This is a genomic window from Psychrobacter sp. H26, assembly GCF_059073035.1.
This window is the reverse complement of the sequence record NZ_JCACRW010000001.1, coordinates 2,629,402-2,646,383: the sequence shown is the minus strand read 5'-3', so window position 1 is coordinate 2,646,383 and position 16,982 is coordinate 2,629,402. Positions and strand designations below refer to the sequence as shown.

The 16,982-nt window shown below is 42.3% G+C and carries 16 protein-coding genes; 6 read left to right on the top strand and 10 right to left on the bottom strand.

Annotation, left to right across the window (positions count from 1 at the left end):
• Nucleotides 1–154: 154 nt before the first annotated feature.
• From epmA to AC5JPT_RS11000, 3 genes are all read right to left on the bottom strand, one after another.
• Complete coding sequence (gene epmA, locus AC5JPT_RS11010; RefSeq protein ID WP_493858123.1) at nt 155–1,177, bottom strand: EF-P lysine aminoacylase EpmA; 1,023 nt, start codon at nt 1,175–1,177, stop codon at nt 155–157.
• A gap of 77 nt (nt 1,178–1,254) precedes the next feature.
• Entirely contained in the window at nt 1,255–2,412 is a 1,158-nt protein-coding gene (locus tag AC5JPT_RS11005) for a 4-phosphoerythronate dehydrogenase (protein ID WP_493858471.1), read from the bottom strand.
• 86 nt (nt 2,413–2,498) lie between these two features.
• A complete protein-coding gene (locus AC5JPT_RS11000; protein ID WP_493858122.1) occupies nt 2,499–3,656 on the bottom strand; it encodes an AI-2E family transporter in 1,158 nt (385 codons plus the stop codon).
• A gap of 812 nt (nt 3,657–4,468) precedes the next feature.
• Here AC5JPT_RS11000 and AC5JPT_RS10995 point away from each other — a divergent pair.
• Entirely contained in the window at nt 4,469–6,160 is a 1,692-nt protein-coding gene (locus tag AC5JPT_RS10995; RefSeq protein ID WP_493858121.1) for an NAD+ synthase, read from the top strand.
• A gap of 191 nt (nt 6,161–6,351) precedes the next feature.
• Nucleotides 6,352–7,626: a polyamine export protein PaeA gene (paeA, locus tag AC5JPT_RS10990; RefSeq protein WP_493858120.1), complete on the top strand. Its 1,275-nt coding sequence runs from the start codon at nt 6,352–6,354 to the stop codon at nt 7,624–7,626.
• A 16-nt stretch (nt 7,627–7,642) separates the two neighbouring features.
• On the opposite strand, the gene AC5JPT_RS10985 is transcribed toward paeA, so the two are convergent.
• Nucleotides 7,643–7,837 carry a hypothetical protein gene (locus tag AC5JPT_RS10985; RefSeq protein WP_493858119.1) on the bottom strand — a complete coding sequence of 65 codons (195 nt, stop codon included), beginning with the start codon at nt 7,835–7,837 and terminating at the stop codon, nt 7,643–7,645.
• A 3-nt stretch (nt 7,838–7,840) separates the two neighbouring features.
• Nucleotides 7,841–8,578, bottom strand: coding sequence for a YggS family pyridoxal phosphate-dependent enzyme (locus AC5JPT_RS10980; RefSeq protein ID WP_493858118.1), 738 nt, complete (start codon nt 8,576–8,578; stop codon nt 7,841–7,843).
• Nucleotides 8,579–8,941: 363 nt separating this feature from the next.
• Between AC5JPT_RS10980 and AC5JPT_RS10975 the strand changes: the two genes are divergently transcribed.
• Together AC5JPT_RS10975 and AC5JPT_RS10970 are read left to right on the top strand one after the other, a co-directional pair.
• Entirely contained in the window at nt 8,942–9,997 is a 1,056-nt protein-coding gene (locus AC5JPT_RS10975) for a type IV pilus twitching motility protein PilT (RefSeq protein ID WP_493858117.1), read from the top strand.
• 119 nt (nt 9,998–10,116) lie between these two features.
• Nucleotides 10,117–11,238: a PilT/PilU family type 4a pilus ATPase gene (locus AC5JPT_RS10970; protein WP_443525337.1), complete on the top strand. Its 1,122-nt coding sequence runs from the start codon at nt 10,117–10,119 to the stop codon at nt 11,236–11,238.
• Nucleotides 11,239–11,359: 121 nt separating this feature from the next.
• Here the strand turns inward: AC5JPT_RS10970 and fur are convergent, their stop codons facing one another.
• Complete coding sequence (gene fur / locus AC5JPT_RS10965) at nt 11,360–11,794, bottom strand: ferric iron uptake transcriptional regulator (protein WP_319051131.1); 435 nt, start codon at nt 11,792–11,794, stop codon at nt 11,360–11,362.
• 324 nt (nt 11,795–12,118) lie between these two features.
• Between fur and AC5JPT_RS10960 the strand changes: the two genes are divergently transcribed.
• Nucleotides 12,119–12,538, top strand: a complete 420-nt coding sequence (locus AC5JPT_RS10960; RefSeq protein ID WP_319051132.1) for an outer membrane protein assembly factor BamE — start codon at nt 12,119–12,121, stop codon at nt 12,536–12,538.
• A gap of 52 nt (nt 12,539–12,590) precedes the next feature.
• Here the strand turns inward: AC5JPT_RS10960 and AC5JPT_RS10955 are convergent, their stop codons facing one another.
• The 4 genes from AC5JPT_RS10955 to AC5JPT_RS10940 form a co-directional block, all read right to left on the bottom strand.
• Nucleotides 12,591–12,962 (bottom strand): RnfH family protein, encoded by a 372-nt coding sequence (locus AC5JPT_RS10955; RefSeq protein ID WP_493858116.1) that lies wholly within the window; start codon nt 12,960–12,962, stop codon nt 12,591–12,593.
• On the bottom strand, nt 12,950–14,083 hold the full coding sequence (locus AC5JPT_RS10950) for a hypothetical protein (protein WP_493858115.1): 1,134 nt from the start codon (nt 14,081–14,083) through the stop codon (nt 12,950–12,952). The genes AC5JPT_RS10955 and AC5JPT_RS10950 overlap by 13 nt, the downstream gene beginning before the upstream one ends.
• A 338-nt stretch (nt 14,084–14,421) precedes the next feature.
• Nucleotides 14,422–15,090, bottom strand: a complete 669-nt coding sequence (locus AC5JPT_RS10945; protein ID WP_319051135.1) for a c-type cytochrome — start codon at nt 15,088–15,090, stop codon at nt 14,422–14,424.
• Nucleotides 15,091–15,410: 320 nt separating this feature from the next.
• Nucleotides 15,411–15,755, bottom strand: coding sequence for a c-type cytochrome (locus AC5JPT_RS10940; protein ID WP_493858114.1), 345 nt, complete (start codon nt 15,753–15,755; stop codon nt 15,411–15,413).
• Between the two features lie 391 nt (nt 15,756–16,146).
• Here AC5JPT_RS10940 and yihA point away from each other — a divergent pair, with 391 nt between their 5' ends.
• Entirely contained in the window at nt 16,147–16,902 is a 756-nt protein-coding gene (gene yihA, locus AC5JPT_RS10935; protein WP_493858113.1) for a ribosome biogenesis GTP-binding protein YihA/YsxC, read from the top strand.
• The last annotated feature ends 80 nt before the right edge of the window (nt 16,903–16,982 follow it).

Below are 16,982 nucleotides of genomic sequence, written 5' to 3'. Positions count from 1 at the left end.
AAGTTACTATCATACGGGTAGCTATCATTTAACATATTAACTTACAGATATAACGCATAAAAAGGTCGTTACCAGATTGCCCACATTTAGTTGGTACATCGGTAACGACCTTCTGCTGTTTGGTCTACAAATAAGTTAAAAACCTACTAGCTCATTATGCTTGCCCGCTAGGGAAAGGAATCACCTCTTCTAAACTGCTTGCACCTGTTATGACCATCAGCAACCTATCAACACCAACTGCGATACCGCTACAAGGTATTAAATCATTAGACGCCGCTAATAAGTGCTCATCGATTGGCATTTGGGGCAGATTATGACGCTGACGCAATTGATTGTCTTGTTCAAAGCGTGCTCGCAATGCCTGACCATCTGCCAGCTCATCATAGGCGTTAGCAATCTCAATGCCATTGATATACAGCTCAAAACGCTTTGCGACTTTATTGCCCTCTTTATCTAAAGCCGTTTTTGCCAATGCCGCCGTCGCAGGGGGATACTCTATAATCAATGTCGGTAGATCATGTCCCAGATTTGGCTCTACTGCATGACTGAACAACAAATCCAGCCAGCTCTGGCGACGACTCTCCTCGCTATCGTCAGTGTTGTTGAAATCAAACCCTGTCAGACCACTATCTTCTGCTACGGCTTGTAGCGCAGACAGACTGGCTGTCAACGGATGTATACCAACGAAATCCATAAAGGCATCGACATAGCGATAATGACTCATCACAATCGAATGACCATAAAGCGCCGCCAACAACTCATTAAGCTCACCTGCCATGTCATCTAGGCTGTAATTAGGTTGGTACCATTCGAGCATCGTAAATTCGATATTATGGCGCACGCCTATTTCGTTATCTCGAAAGACAGGGCAGATTTGATAAATAGGTACTTGCCAGCTTGCTAATAAACGCTTCATCGCGAACTCGGGAGACGTGTGCAAGTAGTAAGTGCGAGGACGATCTTGGTAGGTCACCTGCGCTGCTACTGACTGTAAGAAAGTATCGGTATTACCTGCCTGCGATAAAAGCGGTGTCTGTACCTCAAGCACTTGGCGACTCGTAAAAAACTGTCGAATATCTCCGATGAACTGCGCACGCTGCTGTGCCATCGCAAGTGTCATGGTTGGTGCATATTTTGGTTTTGTGTCGTGACTGGGAATGCTGTTTGGTTGGCTCATAACGGTCTACAGTGATTCACGAATAATAGATTGATAACGACGTAATCGTTTGAGATTTAAATAATAAACGTGAGAAGTCAAGCTTGCCATTCACGGCGTAAATGATAATCACGACGCAGCTGATCAAAATCAGCCCCATTGACCTGTCCTTTTATCTGTTCATCAGGTACATTGCTAGACACATTATTAGATACTTTGTTTCGCAATGCAGCGTCATCTTGCATGATGTCATAGAACTTAGCCAGTCTGTCTGGATGTGCTTTTAGTTCGGACCATAGAAACATATTGAGTGGTAGCAGATTAGACATCGACTGTACAGGTATTATCGCAAGCGTCGCGCATAGGGCATCATAAATAATTTGTGTGCCTCGCAGTTTACCCTCTAGCGTATAGCCCGCAATATGCGGCGTAGCAATAGCAAGCTTCGATAATAATCTTGCAGCAACTTTTGGTTCATACTCAAACACATCTAGTACCACTTGTCGCCCAGTACGATCAATATCGCTCATTAGGTCACTTTCATTAATGATAGGACCACGTGCGCTATTAATCAGTATCGTATCAGCGGACATCACTGCCAATGCCTCTGCATTGATAAGGTGATAGGTTGGATACTCACTCCCGCGAGGATTGTTATCGGCTTTCTCGGTCGTCAAAGGCACATGTAGACTGACTACGTCGCTTTGAGACAGGACTTGCTCAAGGCTAGCATTATTGGTTGTGGACGCCGGGACTAAGGGATCATAACCTAGTACTTGCCATCCTAAATCATGTGCATACTGAGCAAGCGTACTACCAATATTACCAAGTCCAATGATGCCTAGTGTCATAGGCTTCGTAGATGTTGTCGACTGCTGCCAATATTGCGGACGCAACGTCAAAATAGACGTCAACACATACTGAGCCACAGAATGCTTACTACAGCCTGCCGCATTGGCAAAAGTAATATTACGCATGGTGAGATAGTCTTGATCGACATGATCGGTACCGATAGTCGCCGAACCGACAAACTGCACGCTATGATTGTCAGCCAATAATGCCTCACCTACTCGCGTCACAGAGCGTATCAGTAATATATCTGGCTGTACCTCAGCAAGCAAATGTGCATCAATATCACGGCCAGCAGTGCTTATGATATTGACGGTTTGCCCAGTCAGCTTACCCAGCGTCTCAGCGTTAAAAAACTCACTTAGACTAGCGATATTGCTATCAGCAACGATAGTAATGCCCTTAATTATGCTCATCTTATCCACCTTACTACCTATAGCGCCTGCAACGTTCGAGTTTGTCATTTACAATTTTCTCTATCGATGAGAGCTTGTTATGTAGATTCGTTTTTATCAACTGTCTCTTTTTTTGACCTAGGTACTAGTGTTACAGCACCAGTTTCAGAGAGACTGACCTCTTGCTGAGCAAATATCTCATTTTTGTGCTGTGATATCCACTCGCGCCATACGGCAAGACCGATGGCCAGCACCACAGGACCGATAAACAACCCAACAAAACCAAATGCGGTCAGACCGCCCAATACCCCAATAAAAATAATAATAAAAGGAATTTTGGTCGCACCACTAATGACGATAGGACGAATCAAATTATCTACCCAACTGATCACCAATACGCCCCATAGTGCCAAGCCGATACCACCTGCAGTATGCCCTTGGCTCAATAGCCAAATCGATACACCGCCCCAAACGAATGGGGTCCCAAATGGAATCAATGCAATAATGAAAGTGACGATGGTCAATAAGATAGGACTTGGCGCACCAGAGAAGTAATAGCCAATGCCAGCGAGCGTCGCTTGCGCCAGTGCTGTCAGCCCAATACCGTATACGACCGCGCGGGTGGTTGTACCCACAGAGTCAATGTAGCCATCGATGCGGTTGCCAATAATGTTGCGTAGCGCTTGGCGAATTTGGCGTACCAAACTGGTGCCATCACGATAAAAAAAGAATAAGGTCATCAGTGCCATACCAAGTTTGGCCAGCGCACTAAACACCACATCGAATGCGATCTTGCCATAATACAGATGCGACTGAACCCAAAGACGAAAGGTCTCTAATGTCCCTTCTGGATTCTTATTAATTCGCCACAGTACATCTTTGACTTGCTGCCCAATGATAGGCAGCTCTTTGAGTGAGTCGGGCACATCCAAATAACCCACTTTAATACGGTATATCAAATTACTAATGAGACTTAGAGCTTCTTGCTGCAAAATAAAAACACCTATGACCAGTGGTATACCTATCATCAAAGAGATACTCACCGTCATAATCGCAGCACTAAAATCTGGACTTAATTTAACTTTTTCGTGAAAAAACTTATAAACAGGAAACGTCACATATGCCAAAATCGCAGCCCACAGTGCAGGCACAATAAAAAACTGCACCACTTGAAAGCACAATACAAATAGCGCAACCAACAACGTGATGGCAAGTAGGCGCTGAATAATAAATTCTTTTGTCCAGTTTTCAATCATAGCGTATAAACCAAGAGCGGACAGCAAACGACAGCTTGCTGGCGAGTTTATAAATGGGTGATGAACACCAGCTTATAGACGGTGTCCATAAATGGTATCCATAGGCGAGTGTGGTAGCTTATTTATATATCAATAAAAACGACGTTGACGCTAATAAATCGCATGATAGTGTCAAATATTTACAGACTATCACTCTCATAAGGACATAACGAAAAGCGCCGTTGTTACACTTTATTATGCAATAAAGTACGATAATTATATAACGCTATGTTGTAATCTTTACTTACAACTTTGTCTATGCAAGCTTACTAGATGATGACCACAATAACTAGCGCATAATGCATGGATTTGGTATGTAAAAATGGTGTAATTGAAACCACTTTTGTGTGCAGCTATTAAACTGCTATCTTATGAGGGAATTCACTGGTGCGTTCTATTTGTCGTGACAATTGATGTTATACTAAAGCAATTATTTTAAGCTTTTCAATATAGTTAAGTGTATTTGAACGCATTTATTTTTGTCCTTGGCACAGACACTATAACTGATAAGGCAGAGTCTAGATCCTCTTGTATCGTTGTCATCTAGACTATTATAAACGCTAATTTTAAGATGGCGTGATTAGTTGGGACAGCAGGTATAGCGAGTAAAATTTTACATATTGTCTTAGCGCTTATGCCAGATTTAGACTCTTTATATCCGCTCAATATTCGAGCGTGATAGTTTAGAGCGAAGTTTTGAATGTATTTAGGACTTATTTTAAACCAATAAAAATTCACCACATTTTAATAATATATCGATAGGAACAATAACAATGTCAAAAGACACTGATAACCCAAACTCTAACCCCTCAAACGAAACTAGCAAGACCAATAAATCACAAGATACTGTCACGTTTGCTTTAGCCCAATCACATTTTTTGGTAGGTGATATCGCAACCAACGTCGAAAAAATGCGTACCCTTGCATTACAAGCTCGCGAACAAGGGGCTGACGTCATTGTATTCCCAGAGCTGGCTTTGCTCGGCTACCCTCCACAAGACTTATTGCTACGTCCAAGCTTATCAGGCCGCGTCAAAAGCGCCCTATCTACCCTGAGTGATATCGACGATATCGTTATGATTGTCGGCTATCCGCATGTCGATCATCACGGTACGTTTAACTCTGCCGCTATCTTGCACAACGGTCATCAAAAAGGCTTTTATCATAAGCAAATTTTGCCAAATTATGGCGTGTTTGATGAGCGTCGTTATTTTGATAAAGGTCGTAACCAAGTTTTGTTTGACTATAAAGGCATTACTATAGGTCTACTCATCTGCGAAGACCTATGGGAAAAGGCACCTATCGCCGAACTCAAGAAACAAGGTGCTGACCTCATTGTTAGCTTAAACGCCTCACCTTTTGAAATCGAAAAACAAGACAACCGCAAGGCCATGCTTGCCAAGCGTAGCCGCGAAAACAATCTACCTATCGTCTATGTCAACGCTGTTGGAGGTCAAGATGACCTGGTGTTTGATGGCGGTTCTATGACCATACAAGCAGATGGTAGCGTGGCCCATGAAGCACCACGCTTTATGAATCAACTATTATTATCCACTTTAGATGTAAAGACTGCCAAATTTGACAGCCAAGCCAAAGCACCGCTAACACTAAGCCGTGAGTCAGAGATGTATCAAGCATTAGTCGTCGGTCTGCGCGACTATGTCAATCATTCTGGCTTCTCTGGCATTATCGTTGGATTATCAGGTGGTATCGATTCGGCACTGACGCTTTGTATCGCTGTTGATGCACTAGGCGCTGACAAAGTCTACGCGGTCATGATGCCATATGAGTACACCTCTCAGATCAGTTTAGAAGATGCACAGGCTCAAGCGCGTCGCTTGAATGTCTCTTATACCGTATGTCCTATTTTTGATGCTGTTGAAGGTATCCGTCATACATTGGCCCCATTGTTCAATAAATCACCGGCTGACACTACTGAAGAGAATATCCAAGCCCGTGCTCGCGGTGTCGTACTAATGGCGCTGTCTAACAAATTTGGTCATCTGGTCATCACGACAGGTAACAAATCAGAGTTAGCCGTTGGTTACTCAACCTTATATGGTGATATGGCAGGTGGGTTTGATGTCTTAAAAGACGTGTACAAATCACAAGTCTATAAATTGGCAAGCTATCGCAATCGTTTAGAAGACACCCCCGTCATTCCTGAGCGCGTTATCACTCGCCCGCCATCAGCTGAACTGCGTCCCGATCAAAAAGATCAAGACAGCTTGCCTGATTATGATGTATTAGACAGTATTTTGATGTCATATATCGATGAAGATATGGGCTATCAGGAAATTATCGATAAAGGTTTCGACGCTGACATGGTGGCAAAAGTCATCAAGATGGTAGACAACAGCGAATACAAACGCTTGCAGTCTCCTATCGGTACGAAAATTACCCACAAGGCTTTTGGACGTGAGCGTCGTTATCCATTAGTCAATAAATGGTCAATAAAAGGCTAAATATTGCACCTCTGGCAACTTCTAAAATGTAGAAGTCGCTATGGGCTAGTTAGCTGGTTTTACACAGTCCTGAATTTTACGATTAGCTGGGTGCTTGCCCAGCTTTTTTGGTTTCTATATATCAACAATCTTCATAAATAACGATTTTCTTTTGTACCCTCCCACCGATTATTTCTTTTTTCGAGTACGTCATGAGTTTGCTAACCGCTAGTGTGTTTCTTCTTTTACTGCTTGCCTTGAGTGCCTGTGTTTCTGCTACTGAGATTGCCATTGCTGCTGGACGCAAAATAAAACTCCAAATCATGGCAAAAGAAGGAGACGTCCGTGCCTTTGATGTTCTCAAAATGCAGGAACACCCTGGTAGTTTTATTACTGTCGTGCAGGTGGTGCTAAATGCAGTGGCAATCTCTGCGGGTGCTGTGGGTGAATCAGCCATTAGCCCTTATCTTGAGCAGTTATTAGGTAGCGAGGCAGTAGCATCAGTCATATCGTTTGTGCTCATCACCAGCTTGTTTTCTTTACTTGCCGATTTGATGCCTAGACGTTTGGCCATGTCGAATGCTGAGGCGTTAGCCGTACGACTGGTACGCCCAATGATATTATTAATCTTTGTATTAAAACCAGTCATATGGGTATTCGATGGCGCTGCAAATATTTTGTTTAGATTTCTGGGTATTTCAACCATACGTCAAGATGATATGACCCCAGAAGATATCTATGCCGTCATGGATGCTGGTGCCGAAGCTGGTGTGCTAAAAAAACAAGAACACCACCTCATAGAAAATATCTTTGATATGCAAGAGCGTACTGTCACCTCAGTTATGAACCCACGCGAAAACATCGTTTATTTTGATACCAATACCAGTACCGAAGATGTAGTAAAGATCATGATTGCACAGCCACACAACAAGTTCTTGGTCTGTCATGATGATGATTTAGAGCATATCGTCGGCTATGTAGAATCACGCAGCTTTTTGGCATTGGTGCTAAACCAGCAAGAGGTTAGCGTCACCAATAAAACCTTGTTAAAACCAGCTCTTTTCGTGCCTGATACATTGTCTTTGTTTGAAGTGTTAGAGATGTTCAAATCTACTGGCGCTGACTTTGCGGTTATCGTCAATGAATATGGGCTCGTGGTTGGTGTCATCACGCTCAAAGATGTGATGAGTATTGTGATGGGTGAGCTTGTGACGCTTGAAGAGCAACCGATCGTTCAGCGTACTGACAACTCTTGGCTCATCGATGGTATGACACCTATCGAAGACGTGATTCGCGCCTTAGATATCGTTGACTTACCGCGTAGCGAGAACTATGAAACTATTAGCGGCTTTATGATGTATATGCTCCGAAAAATCCCAAAAAAGACCGATACTATTGAGTATGCCAATTATCGATTTGAGATTATTGCGACTGACAATCTCAAAATCACTCAAATGTTAGTGACCAAGTTAGAAGAGGCTGCTTAACCAATGACTGAGTAAGCTATGATTCAATCAGACGAGTACGCAACGCTTCAGAGTGTATACTCGTTTTATCACTGTCATAAAAATGAGCCAATAGCTCAAACAAAACCGTATAGCCAATACGGATAGTATCAAAACATTCCCAAGAGACCCAGAATATCTTGACAACGATTAAACCATTCTGAGTCTGCTTACTATTCAGCTTAAGGGACACGCCCTAGTCTCGCGCCCCAAAGATAGCCGTACCGACACGCACCATGGTAGAGCCATTGTCTATTGCCTCTGCCATATCACCGCTCATCCCCATGCTAAGCGTATCCCAAGCCTTTAACTCTGGGTAGTTGATTTTGACCTCTTCAAACAGAGCTTTGGTTCTAGCAAAGGCATTTGTGTCTGTTTTGGCAGGGATAATCATCAAACCGCGTAACTGTAGACGCTCGTATCTTTGAATCGCTGTGATCAGTTCTGGTAATTGTTCTGGTAAGCAGCCTGATTTACTCTCCTCATTATCGATATTAAGTTGTATCAGCACATTCAATGGCGCTAGATCAGCTGGGCGCTGATCATTCAAGCGTTTAGCGATAATATCGCGCTCAAGAGTCTGTACCCAATCGAAATGCTCTGCAATATCACGCGTCTTGTTACGCTGAATACTACCGATATAATGCCACACAATCTTGTCACCTTCAGACTGTGACTTTAGCGAATTGATTTTCTCTATAGCTTCTTGCAGGTAGTTTTCACCGAAATCTCGCTGTCCCTGCTTGGCTAAAGCTGCCACCATGTCAGCAGGTTTGGTTTTCGAAACTGCTAGCAAGGTCGTATGATTGGCAGATCTGTCTGCATGATCGGCTGCTTGTTCATAAACTTGAGTCATTTGTGTTTTTACTTGCTGCCAATTATCAATCAACATTTGATTATCAATATTGCAGTTTGTCTTTGTCGTATTTTTCATATATCAGGCTCTCGTTTTTTTTGGTTTTTTAATAGTCTGTGCAGAAAATCTTTATTATGAATAGTAAATAAGATAATTAAATCTCACCACTAAAATAAATCACTTATTTTTTATATGTAAATTGAGCTTGAAAATAATTAATTTTATATTTTATTCAGGAGTGGATGGTTAAATACTCACAGTCTTGTTATGATATTGTTACATGCATTAACATATGCTACTAAATATGATAGCAATCACAAGGACTGCGCACCGGTTGACTCATAAATATCACATGCTTGTATAGAGCAACTGATCTATAGTTTATCACGTGCTCTCACGCTCTTTTGTCTTACGCTGACTGATTGATAGGAATATCGAATTATGGCTGAAAAAAACGCTTTAAGTATTGAAGATTTGCTACGTTTTACCGTAAAACACAAGGCATCAGATTTACATATTTCAGCAGGTATGCCTGCGATGATTCGTACCGATGGTGAAATGACCCGTATCAATATGCCTGCGATGACTCACCAAATAGTTCATCAGCTCATTTATGACATTATGAATGACAAGCAGCGTGCTGACTTTGAAGAGTTTTTTGAAACAGATTTTTCTTTCGAAATCCCCAATTTAGCTCGTTTTCGGGTGAATGCTTTTAATCAAAACCGCGGTGCAGGTGCGGTCTTCCGTACGATTCCATCCAAAGTTTTGACGATGGAAGACTTGGGAATGGGAGATGTTTTCAGACGTGTTTCAGACTTCAAACGCGGCGTAGTATTGGTAACCGGTCCAACAGGCTCGGGTAAATCAACGACGCTTGCAGCGATGATTGACTATATCAATGAAAGCCGTAAAGAGCATATTTTAACGATTGAGGATCCGATTGAATTTGTTCATGAGTCAAAGAAAAGCCTGATCAACCAGCGTGAAGTACACCGTGATACATTGGGTTTTGAGCCGGCATTGCGTTCAGCATTACGAGAAGATCCAGACGTAATCTTGGTCGGTGAGCTACGTGACCTTGAGACTATCCGTTTGGCACTGACAGCAGCAGAAACAGGTCACTTAGTGTTCGGTACGTTGCACACCAGCTCAGCTGCCAAAACGATTGACCGTGTCATTGATGTTTTCCCTGCTGCTGAAAAAGATATGATTCGTGCCATGCTATCGGAGTCGCTGCAGGCCGTGATTTCACAGACACTGTTGCGTCGTCAAGCCGGTGGCCGTGTAGCAGCTCACGAAATCATGCTAGGGACGCCAGCTATTCGTAACTTGATACGCGAAAATAAAATTGCTCAGATGTATTCTGCCATTCAAACGGGTGCAGGTGAAGGTATGATCACACTCGATCAAACCCTAAAGAATTTGGTAGGCAAAGGCACAATTAGTAAAGATGTGGCTCGTCCTTATGCTAAGCAACCTGAGGCATTTTTATAATACAATTTAAGCCAAACAAAAGGAGTAATACTGGCTAGGTTCTATTGGTTTTTGTTTATAGTTTTTAAAATATAACTTCAAATAATATTTAATCTACTTACATCAAATGCAGGTACGATATGGACATTGATAAATTATTGCAATTAATGATTAATAAAAATGGTTCTGACCTTTTTATTACTGCTGATGTAGCACCTTCCATGAAAGTAAATGGAAAAATTTTGCCTGTGGGCAAAACCCCTTTAAGTGCTGATCAAACAATGACATTGGTTAAAGGAGTAATGACACCAAGCCAACAACAAGAATTTAAAGAAACGAACGAGTGTCAATTTGCGATCACTGATGAAGCACAGCAAGCACGATTTCGAGTCAGTGCATTTATACAACGCGATATGGCAGGAATGATTCTACGGAAAATTGAAAATAAAATTCCTACGGTCGAAGAGCTACGCCTACCACCAGCGCTCAAAGAGCTATCCATGAAAAAGCGCGGTATCATCTTACTGGTAGGCGCGACGGGTACAGGTAAATCCACTACCCTTGCGGCGATGATAGGACATCGCAATCAGCACTCGCATGGACATATTATTACGATTGAAGACCCTATCGAGTTTGTGCATAAACATCGTGGCTGTATCATTACTCAGCGTGAAGTCGGTATTGATACCCACTCCTTTGAAGCTGGCTTGAAGAACACGCTACGCCAAGCACCAGATGTTATCTTGATCGGTGAGATTCGTAACCGTGAAGTCATGAGCTATGCGATTCAATATGCAGAGACAGGACATTTAGTGTTTGCTACCCTGCATGCCAACAATGCTAACCAAGCCATTGACCGTATCATTCATTTCTTTGAAACCAGTCGCCATAATCAGCTCTTTATGGACTTATCCTTGAACCTACAAGCCATTATCGCTCAGCAACTCATCCCAACTCCTGACGGCAGAGGACGCCGCGCGGCTATTGAAATCTTATTGAACTCTCAGCTGATCAGTGACTATATTCGTAAAGGTGAGGTACACGAGATCAAAGATGTCATGACGCGCTCAAGAGACAGCGGTATGCAAACCTTTGATCAGGCGTTATTTGACTTGTATGAACAAGGAGAAATCACTTATAAAGAAGCCATTCTCCATGCTGACTCGCCTAATGACTTGCGCCTCAAAATCAAACTTAGCAGCAAAAATGGTAAGGCCAATTTAGATGAAGGTGCTGACAGCCTATCGTTGGATGTCAGTTAGACAGTCAATTTTGCCATAGTATGATAATGAAATAACTAAAAAAGCCCTCGTTACTGATACGAGGGCTTTTTGATATAAATATACTGATAACGAACCAAAAGATTATGAAGCCATAAAGTCGTTACTTCGCACTGTCTCTACAAGCTTGGTCAGCACAGATACCATATAATACTAGCGAATGACCTGAGAGTTTAAAGCCGTGCGTCTCCGCTACTTTGAGCTGCTCTTCCTCGATCACTTCATTGTGGAATTCAATAATCTTGCCACAAACATCACAGACCAGATGATCATGATGCTCTTCTTGGGTGATTTCAAACACTGATAGATTGTTTTCGAAGTTATGACGCTCAACAATACCTGCTTGCTCAAACTGAGTCAGCACACGATAGACTGTTGCTAGACCAACATCTTCACCTTGCTCGATCAGCGCTTTGTATACTTCTTCTGCACTCATATGATGCAGTTCTGCACTCTCTAACAGTTCTAGAATTTTGATACGCGGTAGCGTAACCTTTAATCCGGCTCTGCGTAAATCTTGATTGGTAAAAGAAGCCATAATATCCCTTCTGACTGTGACAGTCTTAGCAAATTAAAAACTAAAAAATAGGAGATAAATAATCGTTAAGGATTATTTTTTTGAATATAAGTGATTTTAATATTATAAAAACAGCGCTACTGAAGCGAATCTCTTGCTTATTGTTCTTTAGATGACACCATGCAAGCACATGAATTTAAAATATAAATAATAAAATCGCTCAGGTAGTGTTTGGTAAATAATGTCGTAAGTGGTAGGCAATTGCAAGTAAATGACGTATCATTTGTCCAAGATTGTCGGTCAGACTTGCATCATCTAACGTTGGCCGCGCCTAATTCATTTCTTATGAGTCATCTTACCATGATAAAGACATTAAATTTTCGTCCGTTGAGCCATGCCAGTGTATTACGCAAAATTGTCATGACCAGCATGCTTAGCGCTACTGTCGCTATGTCTGGCTGCTCATTACTGAGTGTTTATAAGATTGATTTGCCACAAGGGACAGCGATTACTCAAGTCCAAGCACAAAAACTAAAAGTAGGCATGAACCAAAACCAAGTGCTCTATATTCTTGGTAGCCCTGCGATCCGAGATACCCTTGAGCCTAAGCGCTGGGACTATATCTACGACTATAAAGCAGGCACAGAAGGTAGCCGTAAAGGTATTGCTGATGTCAAAAATGCCAGCCAACACTTAGTGGTGTACTTCGATGACAATGGCTTGGTCACGCGTATCGAAGGTATCGAGAGCTTACCAGCATCATAGTCAGTAAGATTATGAGATTTAACTAAAGCTATAAGTTCTAACTGCCAATCATTTATCCGCGAGATTTGTTTTTGCGCTGAGACATTGGATCAGCGCTCAAACTGCGATATACCTCAATACGGTCAAAAGGCTGTAATACGTAACTGAGCGGCTGTTTTTGTGCATAGATACCTACATGCCAACGTTTAGCCGTTGGCGTAGCCACATCTTTGACTTGCTCACACCACTCTGCTAATTCTGCAAACTTCTCCAACCATCCTGCTTGATTCAGTGCATCATATAGATTGGTACCAGATATGACTTCTAATGCCAAGTAATGCTGACGCTGCTCATCTTCAGCATACGCCAGATATACCGTCATTAGCTTGGACTCAACAGATTGCAGCGTACCATTACTATTGGTATTCCCCGTTAGCTCAACCACTGCATCACCCAACCTATCAGTGCTAGTAGTAATGCTAATGGCACCACCAAACGTATTGCTATGCGCCACAAGTTATAGAACGCTTCATTGCTAAAGTTCAATGACTTACGTAGATGACTGATTTTCATCTGCCACCCTGCAAATATCGATAATAACAATACAGCGACACTACTAACTATCACTAAGATACCTACCAGCCATTGCGTTGGAATGGCAACTACCAGTAGCAACGCTAAAGCAAAAGTGATTATTAAGCTGACTAACAGTCCAAATTTATGCGTTAACTGCTGTGTGCTGTAATGTAATAGGTAGCTTGCCACGAACAGTACCCCGATCCAATATGATAGCTGGCCAATCGGAGGTAATGACATACTACTGATAAACAAGGCTACAACACCCACAATTAACTGTAATATCCAAATCGGTAATACCAATTTTGTTGCACGGTAATGACGAGCGGCAGCCCTGCTTTGTGCTTGCTGGTCGCTGGTTTCTACTGCTGTGACTGTTTGTTTTCTAACCAAGTTCTGAGCGAACCAGTATAGCCCTGTACCTGCACCGACACTGACCAATGCCAGTGCCACTGCGCGCGCCCACTCCGCCAAGCTGATATCCGTCATAGCAAAACCAGCATTTGGCACACCATTTGCGACACCCAGTACCAGCCCGACTACCATCAGTCCTAATCCAATGGGTAATGGTGCCACGCCTAATAAACTTAGTAAGACAGCAATAACCATCAACCCAGCAGCAACAGCAAAGCTTGGTATATTGGGTACACTATTTAGCTCAGTAAGCGCGCCTAATATACCAGTGCTGGCACCTGATATGATCAATGCCGCGATCACAATAGAGACCAATGACGCAAGCCAACCAAAGCTTCGCCACATTGGGCTCGCATCAGCTTCACGAGTCAGCTTTTGCATGCCAGCTAGAGGCCCCTCTACACTGCGGTAGGCCAATGCAATCTCAGCATAAACCACTGGCAATGCAACGACTACCATTGCTAGCAGCCATAGTAACCAAAAATCAATTTCACCAATTGATGTTGGTGCAAACCAACGAAACAGGAGTAACGGTAACAGCGCCGCGATAAAATAAGAGGCATAACGGGTCATCATAATCTCAATCCAAACGATCTGATATCATCGACAAAAACTTGAGTAGCAGAAGAAGTCGCTATCAGTACTACGCATTGTAGACTAAGCGAATTTGATAAGGCTAATCATGTTTTTAGATTTGATATAAAGTGAATAATGATAATTTGTAATTATACAGACCAATGATAGGCATCTGTAAAGGAGTTAAGCTTTTATTGCTTGTCTGATATAAGAGACAAACAGTTATAAAAAAACCCCGAAAACGGGGTTTAATAGTTCAGGCATAGTAGATACAAAATGCAGTACTTAGCCATTTTATCTACAAGTGGCTGTTACTAGTATGCATCAATGCGAGCCAATTAATGAATAGCACTCACATAGTCTGACAAAATACGAATGTCACGATCTGATAGCTTCGATGCAACCGTTTGCATCATACCCATCTCACCTTCTTTGGCAGCATCATTGACTCGTTTTTGGTCATCGCTATCGATATCATCAACACGTCCCGCAGCACGGAATAGTTTTAGCTGGGTCGCAATATACTCAGCATGCTGTCCGCCTAGCTTTGGAAACGCAGCCCAAGTGTTACCTGCGGCATCTGGTCCATGACAACCGGCACAGCCAATGACACCGCGTGACTTATCACCGCCCAAAAACAACTTGGTTGCTTCTTGGTTGGTTGCAGGGTTACCGTAACCGACACCCCAAGGCGCTTGAGTAGCATAATAACCTGCCACGTCAGCCAGATCTTGCTGAGACAAGTTTGCCACCTGAGACTGCATGATACCGTTTTTGCGATAGCCTGCTTTAAAGTTGACCAACTGTTTGTATAGATACTTTACGTTTTGACCACCAAGGTTTGGCTGTGCAGGAACAACACTGACACCATTAAGACCATGACACGCAGCACAAACGGTTTCTGCAATTTTCTGACCTGCTTCGATATCATGCTCAGGAACAACAATAGCAGCTTGTACGCTGAAACTTGCAACGCATAAGCTGGCAGCAGCGATTAACTTTTTCATTGATACAAATCCTACTAGCTCGGCGTAAGCATTATCTAGAATGATTGCATGGATAGGATACCCGATATAGCCGTCTCTTTAACAATGAGCATGGCGCATATTTTGAGGTATCGGACACAAGCAGTCTGAAAAGTACTTACTAATATCAGGGTTTATTTTCGATTATTATAGCAAGACTTTGTATCATTTGCCTACTTAATCATAGTATTCATCAGTTTTCTAACTGATACAGCCTAAAGCACCACACAAAAACAAAAAGCGCATCAAGGCCACAAGACCAGCGCTTTGTTTCATATACTTGGGCTTCATTTATAAGCTGACTACTGACTCATATACTCGATGAGTTTTCGATAGTCATCATCACTACAGGTGTCACAGAGACCACCTGCTGGCATCTGCGTCATACCACCTTTAACAGACTGAATAAGCGTCGGCATGCTTTTTTGTTCGATGAGCTGTTGCCACTTGGTACTATCGCCTTTTTTAATAGCATTCAACGCGCCACTATCATGGCAGGCTGCACATGAGTTATTATACATGGTGGCTATATTGGTAACGTCAGCCGCACTTGCACTGCTGATCATGGCAATGCTCAAAAAGAATGCAGCGCCATTAGCGGTTATAGCCGCATGACCTTTACTAAGAAGTTTATTGATTGAAAACATTGAGCACCTCCTCGTGATATTTCACGTGTCTCATCAATCGCTCTATTAAACGTCTTTCACTAAACATTGTAACAATATATGTCATGTAAGCATAGGCAAATTGGATGTGGCTTTGTTAACGCCATCAACTTGTCTTATGAACCATTAACTTTAATGTTATTCTACTATTTATATGATGCTAATCGCAGTTATTTCAATAAGTAAGACAGGTAATGGTATAGAATAGCTGCCAATGTAAAGTCGTAACTTTTATAGTGTATAACTAGTGATTTAGATTGAATTTATTGAGAGCAAATGGCTTTCATACATTACCTGCATTTCAGTACCAATTTAATATCCAAAAACTAACGTTTTATCACCGTATCCAATTTTTAAGATTAATGAGCCATTTATGAATACCCCGTTTACAGATGTTGCAGCCGAACATGCGCTGTTCAACACCAAGTCCCGTCAAAAAATTCAACAAACTGAATTTATGACATCAGCGCCTACTTTTAAGCTTTGTCCTCCTGATATGGGCTTAGAGGTCGCCTTTGCAGGTCGCTCGAACGCTGGTAAATCCTCGGCCATCAATGCTTTGACCAATCAGCGTCAACTGGCGCGTTCGTCTAAAACGCCTGGACGTACGCAAATGATTAACTTTTTTAGTATCGGTGACACTGACAGACGATTGGTCGATTTGCCAGGTTATGGCTATGCCGCTGTACCGCTTGAGATGAAAAAAGAATGGCAGGTTGAGCTAGAAGAGTACTTAGTATCACGCTCAAGCTTGGCAGGATTGGTGCTGATGACAGATATTCGTCACCCCCTTAAGTTTTTTGATGAGCAGATGCTGCATTGGGCAAAAGATGGCGAGCTACCAGTACACATTCTATTGACGAAAGCAGATAAACTTAAGTATGGCGCTTCCAAAAACGCCCTACTCAATACGCGCAAAAGACTCAAAAAATTAGGTTTGAACTGTACTATTCAATTATTCTCGGCGCTCAGAAAAGAAGGTCTTGATGAGCTGGCGGGTGTCATGGGCAACTGGTACGAGTATCAGCTCGATGCCGATAAAATCATTGAGTCCTCTTTTGCGTTATTAGAAGGTGCTGAACTAGAAGAAGCCATTGAAAAAGAAGGTACTCAAGAAGAAGAGAAATAAATACGATAGTTTTGAGTTAAAAAGGGTTTATCGATAATAACGATAAACCCTTTTTTTATATAATATAATGATACTGTTAT

Bases quoted from the DNA above. Each gene is read 5' to 3' on its own strand.
- AC5JPT_RS10975 (WP_493858117.1), top strand. From the start codon at position 8,942: ATGGCTGAAAAAAACGCTTTAAGTATTGAAGATTTGCTACGTTTTACC.
- AC5JPT_RS10945 (WP_319051135.1), bottom strand. From the start codon at position 15,090: ATGAAAAAGTTAATCGCTGCTGCCAGCTTATGCGTTGCAAGTTTCAGC.
- AC5JPT_RS11000 (WP_493858122.1), bottom strand. From the start codon at position 3,656: ATGATTGAAAACTGGACAAAAGAATTTATTATTCAGCGCCTACTTGCC.
- yihA (WP_493858113.1), top strand. From the start codon at position 16,147: ATGAATACCCCGTTTACAGATGTTGCAGCCGAACATGCGCTGTTCAAC.
- fur (WP_319051131.1), bottom strand. From the start codon at position 11,794: ATGGCTTCTTTTACCAATCAAGATTTACGCAGAGCCGGATTAAAGGTT.
- AC5JPT_RS10970 (WP_443525337.1), top strand. From the start codon at position 10,117: ATGGACATTGATAAATTATTGCAATTAATGATTAATAAAAATGGTTCT.
- AC5JPT_RS10960 (WP_319051132.1), top strand. From the start codon at position 12,119: ATGAGTCATCTTACCATGATAAAGACATTAAATTTTCGTCCGTTGAGC.
- paeA (WP_493858120.1), top strand. From the start codon at position 6,352: ATGAGTTTGCTAACCGCTAGTGTGTTTCTTCTTTTACTGCTTGCCTTG.
- AC5JPT_RS10940 (WP_493858114.1), bottom strand. From the start codon at position 15,755: ATGTTTTCAATCAATAAACTTCTTAGTAAAGGTCATGCGGCTATAACC.
- epmA (WP_493858123.1), bottom strand. From the start codon at position 1,177: ATGAGCCAACCAAACAGCATTCCCAGTCACGACACAAAACCAAAATAT.
- AC5JPT_RS10995 (WP_493858121.1), top strand. From the start codon at position 4,469: ATGTCAAAAGACACTGATAACCCAAACTCTAACCCCTCAAACGAAACT.
- AC5JPT_RS10950 (WP_493858115.1), bottom strand. From the start codon at position 14,083: ATGATGACCCGTTATGCCTCTTATTTTATCGCGGCGCTGTTACCGTTA.
- AC5JPT_RS10980 (WP_493858118.1), bottom strand. From the start codon at position 8,578: ATGAAAAATACGACAAAGACAAACTGCAATATTGATAATCAAATGTTG.